This window comes from Curtobacterium sp. NPDC088465 (genome assembly GCF_044753165.1).
Lineage (GTDB): Bacteria > Actinomycetota > Actinomycetes > Actinomycetales > Microbacteriaceae > Curtobacterium.
Genome location: NZ_JBIVMR010000002.1, coordinates 201,820 through 216,067, shown reverse-complemented (window position 1 = coordinate 216,067; position 14,248 = coordinate 201,820). Strand labels below are relative to the sequence as shown.

Sequence of the window (14,248 nt, the reverse complement as noted above, 5' to 3'; positions counted from 1 at the left end):
CCCCGCGCGTCCGGGTTCGGGCGCACGGGGCTGCTGGTGGAGATCGGGTCGCGGTCGCTGCCCTGTGGAGGAACGGCCGGCTGGCGGTCAGGGCTACTGCACGAGGAAGAACTGCTCCCCGATGTCGACCCGTGCACCGCGCTCCACGCGGTAGCGACGCCCGGCTTCACAGCGGCGGATGCTCCCGTCGATGTGCCGGATCACCGTGCCGTTGCCCGAGTGCCGGTCGGACACCCAGAGGTCGTCGCCGTCACGCCCGAGCTCGAGGTGCGTCTTGGACACCGACTTGCCGGGGTCGTGCACCGTGAGCAGGTCGTCGAACCGCTCGCCCGGCTGCGGTCGAGGCAGCCGGCCCAGCAGGCCCGTACCGTGCACCGCCGTGCGCTCCCCGGTGCTGAAGTGCAGCACGAACGGCGCGTCCGAGGTGGTCTTGACGACGATCCGCGTCTCCTCGACGTCCTCGTCGGGGTCGAGGTCGCCGCTCGACGGCACCGTCGTGGACCCGACGGGCGGGAGGACCGGGCCGGTCGCCCCCGGGATCGGGGGCAGCGGCGCGGCACGCGGGACCGGCGGCAGGTCGGGACCGCCGGCGCCCTGCGCCGAGGACGGCAGGGTCGGCGAAGCGGGAGCAGGCGGGACCGGTCCTCCGTCGTGTGCGCTCCGGTGCCCGCCGGGCGCGGCCCCCTCGTCGTCGGCGAGGTGGCGGCCCGGCCCCGCAGCGGGCTCGTCCGACCGGTCCTCGTGCGCCTGGTCCGCGTCGGGCCGCTCGGCGTCGGGACGTCCAGCGTCGGGCTGTCCGGCGTCGGGCTGTCCGGCGTCGGGCTGTCCGGCATCGTGCTGTCCGGCGTCGGACGCCGCGCCGTCGCGGTGCTCGGTGCCGGAACCGGCGTCCTCGGGGACATCCGCTTGCGACGCGTGGTCCGTGGAGCCCCGCTCGGCGCCGCCGTCCGCGGAACCGGGGTCCGAGGGCTCGTGGTCCACACGGATCTCGTCGTCGGCCGCCCAGTCCGGCCGCGCCAGGGGCAGCGGCACGACGGGCCCGGTGAAGGCAGCCGTCACGGTCGGACGGACGGCGCCGCACTCCGCGCAGAAGATGTCATCGGGTTCGAGGGCGTGGCCGCACACCGGGCAGGTGGCCGGACCGTTCCCCGGAGCGATCAGGGGCGTCGGTGCCGGACGACGGTCGACCAGTGGCTCCACGACGGCGGTGTCGCCGGCACGGGGACGTTCGTCGGCGGACGGGTCCTCGACCTGGTCCTCGACCGGCGGCTCGGCTGCCGCGCCTCCGCGGCCCACCCACCACGACGGTCGCGACGGAGCTGCCGTCGGCTGCTGTGCGACGGGCGGCGCCCACACCGGGGCCGTCGGCGGCGCCTCGGGCGCAGCGGACGGTGCCTCGGGCACGGGGGACGGCGTCCCGGAGCCGGACTGGTCCCCCGGGGCCGGCGCGAGACGGGTTCGTTCGGTGTCGGCCTCGTCGTCGGCGGAGGACCCCGTCGGGGACGACGGGTACGCGTCGGGATCGAGGGGCGGCTCCGGCTCCGGCTCCGACGCCCCGGACCGCTCGTCCGTGCGGTGCTGCTCGTGCGTCCACCGGTCGTCCCCGACGCGGTCCGACCGACCCGGGTCGACGCCTTCGGGGCGCAGCCACGACGGATCGTCAGCCTGAGCTGCGGGAACGGCCGGGACCACAGGAGCGGACGGTGCGGTGGGGCGAGCGTCCCCGGTCGCGCCGGAGCGCTGCCGGTCCTCGCCGATGAGCCACGCACGGGTCGCGGGGTCGAGCGTCGCCTCGGGCAGCCAGGCCTCGGCGGCGGGATCGGGACGGCGGCCGTGCCGGTCGGGTTGCCGGAGTGGTGGCGGCGGGGTGTCGTCGACGGGCGCAGCCGGCGCGGGCCGACGGTTCGCCGAGACGTTCACCGACCGCCCGCACTCACCGCAGAAGATCGCCCCGTCGGGCAGCATCGAGCCGCAGTGTTCGCATCTGATCACGGTTCGCCTCTGTCCTCACTCGGCCGTCCACGACGCTCGCCGGCCTCCGGCCCATCGTAGTCACCGGCCCCGGGACGCCCCTGGTCGTGGCGATCGGTGCCGGACGGACGCACCGCACCGCTCGGCCTCCGCCGGGTCGCCGGACGGCGTCGACCCCACCACCCGGCGGAGCGGAGGGACCGCAGCGACACGGCCGCCCGCCAGCGCTGGCGCCGCGTGCGGTCATCGGCCAGGCTCGCGATGGCCTCGTCCGTCGCTGACCACATCCGGTCCGCGGTCGCCGCGTCGACCGCCCCGGGTCCGAACACGCTGCGGTCCGCCAGCGCGGCGAGTCCGGCCCCGCCGCGCCCGGGCGCGCCGGCGACCACCTCGCGCCGCGTCGCTGCGCCCGGCACCTCGTGCCCGCGGTCGACCAGCGCGTCCCGGTACTCCTCCCAGGCTCCGGTGACCCGGGCACGCGGTGTCGGGGCGCGGCGTCGTCGACGTCGGCGCAGCCGTTTGCGCAGCAGCACCACCGCGAAGGGCAGGAGGACGAGCGCGAGGAACCCGAGGGTCGCGAGCACCCACGGCAGGGCTGCGAGCAGCACCTGCAGCCACAGCGGCGGGACGGGCGGTGTCTCGCGGTCGCTCTGCGGCGGGGCCTGCTGGTCCTGGTCCTGCTGCTCGACGGGCGGCGGTGGGACGACGGTCTCCGGGCGCGTGACGGGTTGCGGCGTCTGGTCCTGCTCGTCCGGGATCTCGCGGAGGACGGGGTTCGGGTCGAGGGTGACCCACCCCCACTGCGCGGTGTCCACCTCGACCCGCGCGGTCACGTCCGACCCGCGCAGGGTCGTGGCCCCGCCCGACGGACCGGCTGCCGCCGAACCCGGTTCCGACGAGGACCTCCGGACGTCCCCGCCCGGGGTGAACCCCATCACCACCCGCGACGGGAACCCGATCTGCCGGGCCATCAGCGCGGCGGCGACCGCGTACTGCTCCTGGTCCCCGATCATGACCGGCGCGGTGAGGAGCTCCTGGATCCGGTCAGCGCCGTGCCCGGACCGGCTGGCCCGGTCGTCGCCGACGCCGTGGCTGACGTACCCGGTGCTGGTGAGCCACCGGACGGCCGCGACGAGCTCCTCGCCGGGCGTCCGTGCGTCCGCGGTCGTCGACTCGACCCGCTCCCGCACCGCGTCCGGCACCCCGGTCGGCGACGGCACGTCGGCGGTCCCGGGACGCGCCGACGCGAGCTGCTCGTCGTCCGGCTGGTCGGGCAGCACGGCCTCGAGGTCGTAGCGCGTGTCCGTCCCCACCCCGCCGACCACCGCACCGGTCGACGTCGCGCGGTCGTAGAAGAAGGACCGGCGATCCTGCTCGGCGTCGGCCCCGCGGAACGTCACCGACTCCAGGTCGCCCACGGTGGGCAACCACACGCCACGGTAGGCGGCGACGTCCACCCCGACGCGCACGTCGCTGCCGCGCAGGTCGCCCACGTCCACGGTCGTGGGGACCCGTTCGAAGGTGCCGGAGGCCGAGGACCCGTCGTCGCCACCCACACGGAAGACGACACCGTCGTACGTGTCGAGGGTCGCGATGCGCACGAACCCGCCCTGCGGCAGCCCGGTGACGCGCAGCTGCGGTGCGTCGGCAGCACCTGGTTCCTCGTACGACCGGAACGCGCTGAGCGGGCTCACCTCGTCCCGCGGGTCGAACGGTCGCACGACGTCGGTGCGCGCGACGCTCCGGCCGACCGTCGGCGGGGCGACCGACCCGAGACCGGTCGCGACGACCGCAGCGGCCAGGACCGTCCCGGTGCCGACGAGCGCCGGACGCGCGACGGACCGCCACACCGGCACACGGGCGCCGACGGTCGTCGCCACGGCGACGGCCCGGCGCGCGTGCCGGACCGTGAGCGCCCACACGAGCGCGATCCCGCCGAGGCCGACGGCGGTCGCGACCGACAGGTCCAGACGGCTCGGACCGACCACGACGCCCGCCGCGAAGAGGACGAGCGCCGGGATGCTCGCGGTCTCCGGCCGGGAGGCACGGACCGCCACGGTCACGGCCGTCACCGTGGCGACGAGGGTCGTCACGAAGTACGGGACGAGCAGCGACTCGTAGGACCCGACCGGCAGGCTGACGGTGACCAGCCGCTTCCAGTCGAGCGCGACGCCGGCGAAGAGGTCGACGAGTCCGGGTCCGGTCGGCAGCAGCCCCGCCGACTCCCCCGGGACCGCGGCGGGCACCCCGGTCACGGTGAAGACGCCCACGGTGAGGACACCGACGACCGCCGCCGGCAGCCGACCCAGTGCACCCGCCAGCGCGACCGCGGTGCCCGCGACCACGGCGGTGACGCCGGCGGTCACCATCGACCCGTCCCGGTGGACCGGCCACCAGGCGGTGCTCGCCACGGCGAGCAGGAGCCAGACGACCAGGGTGCCGCTGACCGAGCGGACCGGGGCGCGCCGGCGAGCCGCTCGGCGCGTGGCGCGGCGGCCCCTGGTCGGGCGGTCGAGCGGGGGTGCGGCACTCACGCGGCGGCCGCCGTCCGGTGCAACGCCTGGCGGAGGTCCTCGAGGTAGCCGATGGTCAGGACGGTGAGCCCTGCCACCCGGAGCACCCGGGGCTGGGCCTCCGGTTCGCAGGTGACGGCGACGACCTCGACCCCGACGGGGAGGCGCGTGGCGGCGAGCCGGAGCGCGGGGAGCCCGACCGTCGACCCGACGACCAGGAACGCGACGGAGATGCCGGCCGTGTCGTTCCCGACGATCCGGGCGACCTCCGCGACGGGCAGGCACGCGTCGGACAGCCCGACGGTCGCGAACTCGTCGAGCAGACGGGTCGGCGTGACGGTGGCGAGCCGGTGCACCGCGTAGGACGGCCGCTTCGCGTACTCCGACGTGCGCTCGGACACCACGACCGAGACGTCCCGTCCGTCGCGGACCGCACGAGCCCCGAGTGACGCGGCGGCGCTCACCGCCAGCTCGAACTCGTCGTCGTCCGCGAACTCGGCCCGACGGCTCGCGAGGGCGACGACCAGGTGCGAGCGTCGGGTGTCCTCGAACTGCCGCACCATGAGCGCGCCGGACTTCGCGGTCGACTTCCAGTGGACGGTGCGCGGGTCGTCGCCCGGGACGTACTCGCGGACGGCGTGGAAGGCGATGTCCGCCGGGGAGAGGTCGGTCGTGGCCTGCCCCTCGAGGTCGCGGACGAGTCCCGTGCTCGTCGACGGGATCGCGATCGTCCGCGGGTGGACGATGACCTGTTCGCGGGCGGTCCACACGACCTCGCGCCGCACCAGCCCCACCGGGTCAGCCCGGACGCCGGTGACCGGTCCGACGTCGAGCACCCCGCGTCGGACCGTCGGCACGGGTACCTGTTCCTCGAACACGCCACCCGGGGCGACGGTCGGCACGGCGACGTCCACGAGTCCGTCCCCGACCGGCAGCTCCACCGTGGTCGGGACCGACGGCAACCGGGCCGGGTTCTCCGCGGTGACCACGACGCCGGCGTCGTCGCCGACCGCCACACGGTGCTGCGGCAGGCGCATCCGGACCACGAGCCGGGTCCGCCCGACGAGGGCGACGGCGGCCACGACGGCGAGCAGCGCCCCGGCGAAGCCCACCACGACGACCTCGCGCAGACCGAAGCGGTACCCCACGGCGAAGGCGACGACCGTGACGACGGCGACCGTCCAGCCCAGGCCGGTGACCACCGCGGCGACCTCGCCCCACAGACGCCGCACGGTCCTCCAGGCCGTCGCCCACGCCTTCGCGATCCCGACGACGGCGTCGGCGGCGACGCCCTCGCGGTCACCGACGAGTCGGGTGCGCACGTTCGTGAGCCCGGCGACCGTCGTCGTCCGCTCGGCGGCGACGGAGCCGCGACGGGACCTCGTGCTGCCGCGTCGCGTCCTGGTGCTGCCGGGACGGCGGTCGGTCACGACGCCGCTCGGTCGGCGGGCGGCGGGGTCTCGACGAGGAGCTGCGCCACGACGCTGGTGGCGCTGACCCCGTCGAACTCCGCCTCGGCGTCGAGCACCAGGCGGTGTGCCAGCACCGGGACGGCCAGGGCCTTGACGTCGTCCGGCGTGACGTAGTGGCGGCCCTGCACGGCGGCGTACACGCGTGCGGCACGGATCAGCCCCATGGCACCGCGGACGCTGACGCCGAGTCGGACCTCGCTCGCGGCGCGGGTCGCGTCGACCAGGCGTGCCACGTAGTCGGCGATCGTCGGGTCGACGTGGACCGTACGGGCGAGTGCGGCCATCTCGGTCACGGTCGCTGCGGGGACGACGCTCGGCAGCGGCACCGAGGCGGACGGCGCCGACGACGTCTCGAGGATCCGCACGGTGGCGGCGTGGTCCGGGTAACCGATCGAGGTGCGCACGAGGAACCGGTCCAGCTGGGCCTCGGGCAGGCGGTACGTGCCGGCCTGCTCGATCGGGTTCTGCGTGGCGATGACCATGAACGGGGCAGCCAGGCGGTGGTTCGCACCGTCGACGGTCACCGTCGACTCCTCCATCGCCTCGAGCAGCGCGGACTGCGTCTTCGGGCTGGCCCGGTTGATCTCGTCGGCGAGGACGACGTTGGCGAACACCGGCCCGCGGTGGAAGTCGAACTCCTGCGTGCGCTGGTCGTAGACGCTGATGCCGGTGATGTCGCCGGGCAGCAGGTCCGGGGTGAACTGGATCCGGTTGGTCGACCCCTGCACGCTCTGCGCCATCGCACGGGCGAGGCTCGTCTTGCCGGTGCCGGGGACGTCCTCGAGGAGCAGGTGTCCCTCGCTGAGCATGGTCGTCACGGCGAGGCGGATGACGAACGTCTTCCCGAGGAGCACCTGCTCGACGTTGGTCACGATCCGTCCGGCGACGTCGGCGAACCAGGCGGCCTGCTCGGGGGTCATGCTCATGCGGTGGGGTCCTCGTTCTGGTGGTGGGATCGCTGCCGGGTCGTGACCCTAGCCTGCGGAGGAGGTACTCGGGTCGGTGCCGGACGGCGGGTCGGACGCGCCGGCGTCCGGAGTGGTGACGGCGCTGCGTGCACCGACCGGGTCCTGCTGGCCCTGCACCGTGGCCTTGACCCGGATCGAGGAGTACCCGTCGGGAACCGGGTCGCTCGTGGTCCACGGCGCGCCCGTGGCCGGGTTCGTGTCGGAGCAGACCACGGCAAGGGTGCAGTACGAGATCTCGTAGTCATCCGGCTTCGGCAGCAGACGGCCGTTGTTGTCCGGCGGGTTGATCACCGGCGCCTGCCCGACGACCGCGCTGACCACGGTCGCCCGCGTGGTGAACGCGGTGGCGGTCGCCGGGGCGCTCGACGCGCAGTACTGTCCGTCGGTCGCGCACGCGGTGAACACCACGCTCGTCTCGAGCCCGTAGCCCGCCCCCGCCCCGAGCGACGCCGACCCGCTGAAGCGCACGCGGGGACCGCCGCCCACCGAGTAGTAGAGGTAGGGCGTGGACGCCTGCGCGGTGGCGCGGAGGCCGACCGCCCCGTCGGCGTCGGGCCCACCGGCCGGTTCGACCGTGCCCGTCGGGGCGTCGGGCGTCTGGTAGCCCTGCACGCTGGCCGGCTGCGACGCCGTGCAGAAGAGCCCGTTGTCGGCGAGGGCGACGTAGCGGTACTGACTCGTGATGCGGTCGTTCGCGGACGAACCGTTCCAGACCTTCTCGGCTCCGGCGGTCGAGCACCCGGACGGGATCGGGGTGGACGCCGCGTACTTCGCGATGCGCCAACCGGGGGTCCCGCCGGCCCAGTCGGCCTCGGACGCGCTGAGGGCGACCGCGGTCGTCGATCCGTCCGGCTGTCCCGTGGCCGACAGCTCCGGCGTGCCGGGGGCACCGACGGCCGAGCCGGTGGCCGACGCGTCGTTCCACTGCACCGGGCTGCCGTCGCGGTCGGCGGCGTTCCGGGCGGAGACCCGCACCGTGTACTCGGCGCCGCTCTGCGCGCCCGGGAAGGAGGTGCTCGTCGCGGTCCCGACGTTCTTCGTCGCCGACAGTCCCGGCCCCTGGACGGACACGACGTAGTTCGAGACGGACGATCCGCCGTTCGGCGTCGCGACACGGTCCCACTCGACGTCGAGCTGGTCCGGCGTCGCGCTGCTCGGCGTGACGCGCACGCCCTTCGGCGCTGCCGGGACGAAGTCGGCGCTCATCGGCGCGGACTGCGGCGAGGGCTCCGAGTCGCCGACGGCGTTCCGAGCGACGACGGAGAAACGGTACGACGCGGACGGGTCGATGCCCGTCAGGGTGCAGACCGTCGCGGTGCCGCAGTCGTTCGCGACGCCGTTCGTCCCCTGGACCCGGTAGCCGGTGATCGGTGCGTTGTTCGCCTGCGGGGTGGCCCACGTCAGCGTCAGCTGGCCACCCTGGAACGTGCCGGTCCGGGTGGGCGCGCCCGGCGCGTCGGGAGTGTCCTGGACGGCGATGGTCACGTCGCCCCAGACGTACCGGGACGGGTCGTCCGTCGCGTCGGCGACCTGGTACTGCAGGTGCGCGTCGACGGGTTGGGCACGGTCGCCGACGGTGACCTGGAGTCGGGACCGGTCGTCACTGGGCGTCACGCTCACGCCGGCGGGGAGACCGCCCGAGAGTCCGCGGATGGCGACGACCCGCAGCCGCTGGTCGGGGAACGGGTTCGTCGCCTGGTCGTTCGACAGGACGTCGATGGTCGCGGTCGTGCCACGCTCGACGACCGCCCGGTCCGCCCCGGGCTGCACGAGCGGTCTGGTCGAACCGACGATGCCGACCCGAACCACCCCGGCGCGACCGGCGTTCGCGTCGTCCGACACCCCGATGCCGATCGAGGCCGTCGTGTCCTTCCGGGCGTCCTCCGCCACCGAGATCCGGAGCTGCTGGCCCTGCACGGTCGCGGTGGTGCCGGCGCCCGGGCGGCTGACCACCGAGTACCGGAGCTCCCGGAGGTCGTCCGGGTACGGGTAGTCCGTCAGCTTCGTCAGGTCGAGGGTGCGGGAGTCACCGGGCTGCAGGTCGATCGACGACCCGGTGAACGCCGGCGGCTGGTTCGACCGGGGTGTCACCTTGATCGGGAGCACGAGCGTCGCGACGCGGCCCTTGCCGCCGTTCGCGCTCGACCCGTCGGTGACCTCGAACGAGATCGACGCGTTGCCGTAGTACAGCTTCGAGGACGTGAACTGCAGCGTGGACCGGTCGACGACGAGGTCCTGCCCGTTCGCGTGCGTCGCCTTGACGGTCCCGCGATCGGTGATCTGCGCGGTCCGTCCGTTGGCCGTGACCACGTAGCGGTCGAGCGGGATGCGCACGGTGGCCTCGCTCTTCACGGTCACCGCGCCCACGCTGCGGTCCACCTGCGGCAGGGCGTCGTCGAACCCGGGCACGTGGACGAACCCGTAGGCGACGACGTCGGGGTGGTCGCTCCGGGTGACGGAGAACGGCACGACCTGTGACGCGTCCGTCAACCGGATCTCGATCCGACGGTCGCTCGTGACCCGGGCGGTGTCGCCGTACCCGTCGACCACCCCGACCTCGAGGCGGGAGGTCGACCCCTCGGCGAAGAAGACGTTCTGCAGGACGTCGACGGTGACGCTCTCGCGACGCAGGATGTCCTGCAGGTCGAGCGTGGTGTCCTCGACCTCGGGACGGAGCGGCGGGGCGTCGCGGTCGACCGTCACCGTCAGGAACGCGGTGCTGGAACCGCCGCTCTCGTTCGTGACGGTGTAGAGCACCGCGAAGTCGCCCTCGGTCGCCGAACGCGGTGGCGTGACCCGGACCTGGCTGCGGTGGAGCACCTCGGCGGTGACCCCCGGGGCGGTCGGCTCGGCCGCGGTGACGGACAGCTGCCCGCCCTCCGGGTCGGAGTCGTTCTGCAGCACGCGCACGGTCACGGACCCACCGGGGCGGATGGTGACGTGGTCGGCCTGGGCGACCGGGTTCGATGCCTGCTCCGCACGGGGGCTGATGCCGACCCGGATCGTGCCGGTCGCGCGGGCACCCAGCGCGTCGACCACCGTGTAGGTGAACTCGTCGGTCCCGGCGGAGTAGTCCCCGGCGTCGTAGGTCAGCGCATCGGCGGTGACGTCGCTGACCGAGCCCTTCTCGGGGTTGTCGCCGACCCCCACGAGCTGCACCGAGTCGCCGTCCGGATCGGTGCCGTTCAACGGCACGGTGATGCGCACCGCCTGCCCCGCGACCGCGCGCGCCGTCACGGTCTTCGGCACCGGCGGGTTGTTCGTCGCGGCGTCACGCTCGCGCACCGAGATCGAGACGGACGCGTCCGCGTACTGCCCGTCCGGACCGTGGACGCGGTAGACCGCGGTGTGGTTGCCGGGTGTGTCCGGGGCGAGGTACCGGAGCCGGTCGCCGGACACGAAGAGCAGCCCGCCGCCACCGGGCACGTTCTGCACGAGCTGCGGGTCGAGCGTCAGCGGCTCGCCCTCCGGCTGGGTGTCGTTCGCCAGCACGTCGATCTCGGCGACGTCGCCGACCCGCACCGTGGCGGAGTCGGACTGCGCGACCGGCGGCTGGATGCGGTCCGGTCGCGGGATCTCGACGACGGTGATCGTCCCGGTGGCGCTGGCCAGACCGTTCGACTCCGTGTACGCGAAGGTCACCGGTGCGTCGAGCGGCGCGGTCAGGGTGACCCGTACGACGTGCTGGTCGAGGATGCTCGCCTCGACCCCGCTGCCGCGGCCGGGGCCGTCGAGCGCCGTGACCATGAGCACACCGCCGGCCGGGTCGGTGTCCGTCGCGGTGACGTCGGTGTCCTTCGTCGAGAGGGTGGTCACGAACACCGTCTTCGGCGTCGTGATCGGTGGCGTCGAGGCGTCGGGCGGAGCGAGCACGGAGACGCGCACGACGCCGCTCGCGGTCTTCGTGCCGTCCGTGACGGTGTACTCGAGCTGGTGGTCCCCCGCTCCGGCCCCCTGGACGCGGAACGTGCCCGCGTCGTAGGACGGGGTGACCGTCAGGCCGCTCGAAGAGGAGACGCTGGTGAGCGTGACGGCCCCGTTGCCCCCGCGGACGTGGTCGAGCGGCGTCACCGTGAACGCCTTGCCCGCGTAGCCCTGCACGGCGAACGCGTCGGCGCGCAGGGGCACGCTCCCCTGGGCGGCGACACGCACGGTCATCGATCCGCGGCCGGGGTCGCGGCCGTCGCTCACGACGAGCTGGACGCTGCGGTCACCGGTGCGACCGCTCGCGTTGCGGAAGTCGAGCAGCCCGTCCGGTGTCGTGGAGACGCGGTCGCCGTCCGCCGAGGCGGACTCCAGGTAGACCGGGTCGCCGTCGGGATCGACCCAGTCCGACAGCACGTCGGTGACGACGTGCCCGTTCTGCACGACGTCCGCCGAGGTGCTCCGGACCTGCCGCGGTGGCTCGTTCTCGGACTCGGGGCGGACGGTCACCCGGACGGTCGCGCTGGCCGACCCGCCGTTGCCGTCGGTGATCGTGTACGGGAACGAGAGCGTGCCGCTGGCCTCCGCCGTGAGCGAGACCTGGAGCCGCTGGCCGTCACCGACGACGGCGACGCTGCCCTGGCCGTCGGGGACGTCGCCGACCTCGCTGATGACGAGTGGGTCGCCGTTGGGGTCGTAGTCGTTGAGGAGCACCGGCAGGCTGGTCGTGCGACCCGGTCGTGCGCCGAGGTCGTCGTCCACCGCCACGGGCGGCTTCTGCTCCTTGTCCACCTGCGGGTCGTCGTCCGACACCCGTTCCTGCTGCCGCTCGTCGTCCTGGTCGACCAGGTCCGCCCAGTTGTCGATGAGCTGTCCACTGCGGCCGATGGCCCACGACCGCCCACTGCGCGGGTCGTTCGCCACGACGGTGTCGCCGTTGTGCACGATCTGCAGGTCGTCGGCGTCGGCGGTCTGCGCGAGCCGCTGGAGGCCGGTGCCCCGACACGAGTCCATCGCCTGTCCGCCCGCCCACGCGGCGTAGGTGCAGGAGCCGACGACGGTCGGTCGTGCCGCTCGACCCGACACCCGGAGCGCGGTCCGGTCCACCTGACCGGAGGCGGAGACGCGCACCAGCCCGGCCGTACCGGCGACGAGGACCGTGGACGAGGAGTCCGAGGACCGCTGCAGCGCGGGCGATCCACCGACGCGGTCGCCGAGGTCGACGCTGTCCCCGTCGACCGAGAGCTGCCCCGAGGTGCGGTCGAGCACGGCGACGTGGTCCCCGAAGGACGCCACCTGGAACTCGTGGCTGCGGTCGAACCGGACCTCCCACCGCCGCTCGACGGTCAGCTCGGTGCCGACGTCGACGAGGGAGGCGCGGCCGGTGCGCGGCGAGTACACCGCGACCCGCTCGTCGGAGGCGTCGAGGACGGCGTCGGCGCCGAGGCTCAGGTCGGCCTTCGTGGACGCGTCGAAGTCGGACAGCTCGGCCGCCGGGGTCGCCCAGAGCTCGCCCGTGTCGCCGTTCCCGACCACCGCGGTGTCCCCCGCGAAGAAGACCTGCGGCGAGCCCGCCGGCAGCGTCACGGCATCGCCCACGGTGGCGTCGGCGACGTCGACCTTCGCGACGGTGCCCTTCGTGCCGTCCACGCTGTACACCTCGGAGCCGCGCTGCACGACCGAGAGGTCGTCGCTCGGGGTGTCGACGGCGGTGTTGAGCTCGAGCACGCCGGTGTTCGCGCGCCCGACGGCGCCGTACTCCGCCGACGGCACCCAGACGGTGCCGTCCCCCAGGTCGACCCGTTGGGTGTGGTACCCCGTGGACACCACCGCGGCGGTCGCGACGACGGCGCCGACGAGGATCGACGCGCAGGCCGTCACCGCCGCGGAACGGTGCTCGGCGAGGAACGCCCGGATCACCCGGCGCTCCCGATCGTGCCGCACTGTTCGGGACTCGCGGCCCCCGTCCTGCCGTCCCGGTTCACCGCGACCGTGATGCACTGCTCGGTACCGGGGTCCCCGGACACGACGAAGGTGGTGCCGGTCTGCTGGCTCGTCGCGCCGGCCGACGTGATGACGTAGGTGTCCCCGGCACGGAGCCCGGGATCGTCCCAGCTGAAGGACACCGAGTCGCCTCCCCCGCGTGCGGTCACGTCGCGCACCGTCGGGACGGACCCCGTGCCGGCGCGCGTCACGAGCAGGACGCTCACCACGGCGAGGGCCGCGACCACGACGACACCGGCCGCCCCGGCGACCACGAGGGTCGAGCGCTTCCGGCGACGCGCGATCGTCGCCGACCCGGTGCGGTGCACGGTGCCGACGCTCTGGACGCCGACCGACGTCCCGCCCTGCACCGCCCGCCGTGTCCGTCGGCGGGCCGCCACACGCGAGGGTGCCTGCAGTTCCCGCACGACGGTCCGGTCGCCCTCCGACGACGGGGTGGCCACCGCCCACGACTCGACCGCCACGTCGGCCGGGGTCTGCGGGATCCCGAGCTCCGCCTCGACCTGTTGGAGCCCGCGGACGAACTCCATCACGGTGGCGGGACGAGCAGCCGCACGACGGGCCATCGCCGTCGCGAGCAGCCGTTCGAGCGACGGGGGCACGTCGGTCCGGCCGGTCGACCCCACGCCGCCCTTGTCGATCCGGTCCATCAGGTCTGCCGCCGAGTTCCTGCCGCCCGGGACCTCGAACGGAGAGCGCCCCGCGAGCAGCGAGTACACGGTCGCTGCGAGCGAGTAGACCTCGGACTGGACGGTGCCGCGGGACTCGTCCCCCAGCACCTCGGGCGCGGACCACGGGATGGACATGCCCACCGGCTCGTCGGGGTCGGCGCTGCCGATGGTCGCGGCGATGCCGAAGTCGGAGAGGACGGGGCTGCCGTACGCGGTGCGCAGGATGTTCGAGGGCTTCACGTCTCGGTGCAGCACGCCCTCGCGGTGGGCCGTCTCGAGCGCGGAGCCGATGCGGACACCGACGGCCAGGACCTCGGACACGGGGAGCGGCTCGCGTCGGTAGCGCTGGCTGAGCGACGACGAGCACAGCTCCATGACGAGGTAGGGACGGCCGTCGGCCGCGATGCTCGCCTGGAACACCGTGAGGATCGCGGGGTGCGTGCTGAGCCGCGCCATCAGGTTCGCCTCGGCCTGGAACATCTGCCGCACGCGCTCGTCCACGACCTCGTCGAGGAGCACCTTCACCGCCACCTGCCGGCGTGGCATGTCCTGCTCGTAGAGGAAGACGTCGGCGAAGCCCCCGGAGCCGAGGACGTGGACGGGGGTGAACCCGGCGATCACCGGCGGGTCGGACGGCAGGCGTCGAGCCATCAGCGTCGTTCCCTTCCCCGGCCCGCGGCCGGCCCTTCCGTTCGTCGCGGCCAGGCCATTCTACGAAGGGCGAT

The 14,248-nt window shown here is 74.2% G+C and carries 6 protein-coding genes; all 6 read right to left on the bottom strand.

Annotated elements, in window-relative coordinates; all coding sequences use genetic code 11:
- Positions 1–93 precede the first annotated feature (93 nt).
- The 6 genes from ACIP6W_RS08340 to ACIP6W_RS08315 are packed head-to-tail and all read right to left on the bottom strand — an operon-like array spanning position 94 to position 14,174.
- A complete protein-coding gene (locus ACIP6W_RS08340; RefSeq protein ID WP_400429024.1) occupies positions 94–1,992 on the bottom strand; it encodes a zinc-ribbon domain-containing protein in 1,899 nt (632 codons plus the stop codon).
- Complete coding sequence (locus ACIP6W_RS08335; protein WP_400429022.1) at positions 1,989–4,505, bottom strand: transglutaminaseTgpA domain-containing protein; 2,517 nt, start codon at positions 4,503–4,505, stop codon at positions 1,989–1,991. The genes ACIP6W_RS08340 and ACIP6W_RS08335 overlap by 4 nt, the downstream gene beginning before the upstream one ends.
- A complete protein-coding gene (locus ACIP6W_RS08330) occupies positions 4,502–5,914 on the bottom strand; it encodes a DUF58 domain-containing protein (RefSeq protein WP_251159749.1) in 1,413 nt (470 codons plus the stop codon). The genes ACIP6W_RS08335 and ACIP6W_RS08330 overlap by 4 nt, the downstream gene beginning before the upstream one ends.
- On the bottom strand, positions 5,911–6,882 hold the full coding sequence (locus ACIP6W_RS08325; RefSeq protein WP_326496361.1) for a MoxR family ATPase: 972 nt from the start codon (positions 6,880–6,882) through the stop codon (positions 5,911–5,913). The genes ACIP6W_RS08330 and ACIP6W_RS08325 overlap by 4 nt, the downstream gene beginning before the upstream one ends.
- A 48-nt stretch (positions 6,883–6,930) precedes the next feature.
- Positions 6,931–12,768, bottom strand: a complete 5,838-nt coding sequence (locus ACIP6W_RS08320; RefSeq protein WP_400429020.1) for an Ig-like domain-containing protein — start codon at positions 12,766–12,768, stop codon at positions 6,931–6,933.
- Positions 12,765–14,174 carry a serine/threonine-protein kinase gene (locus ACIP6W_RS08315; protein WP_251155054.1) on the bottom strand — a complete coding sequence of 470 codons (1,410 nt, stop codon included), beginning with the start codon at positions 14,172–14,174 and terminating at the stop codon, positions 12,765–12,767. Before ACIP6W_RS08315 ends, ACIP6W_RS08320 begins: the two co-directional genes overlap by 4 nt.
- Positions 14,175–14,248: the final 74 nt, after the last annotated feature.

Bases quoted from the DNA above. Each gene is read 5' to 3' on its own strand.
- ACIP6W_RS08325 (WP_326496361.1), bottom strand. From the start codon at position 6,882: ATGAGCATGACCCCCGAGCAGGCCGCCTGGTTCGCCGACGTCGCCGGA.
- ACIP6W_RS08315 (WP_251155054.1), bottom strand. From the start codon at position 14,174: ATGGCTCGACGCCTGCCGTCCGACCCGCCGGTGATCGCCGGGTTCACC.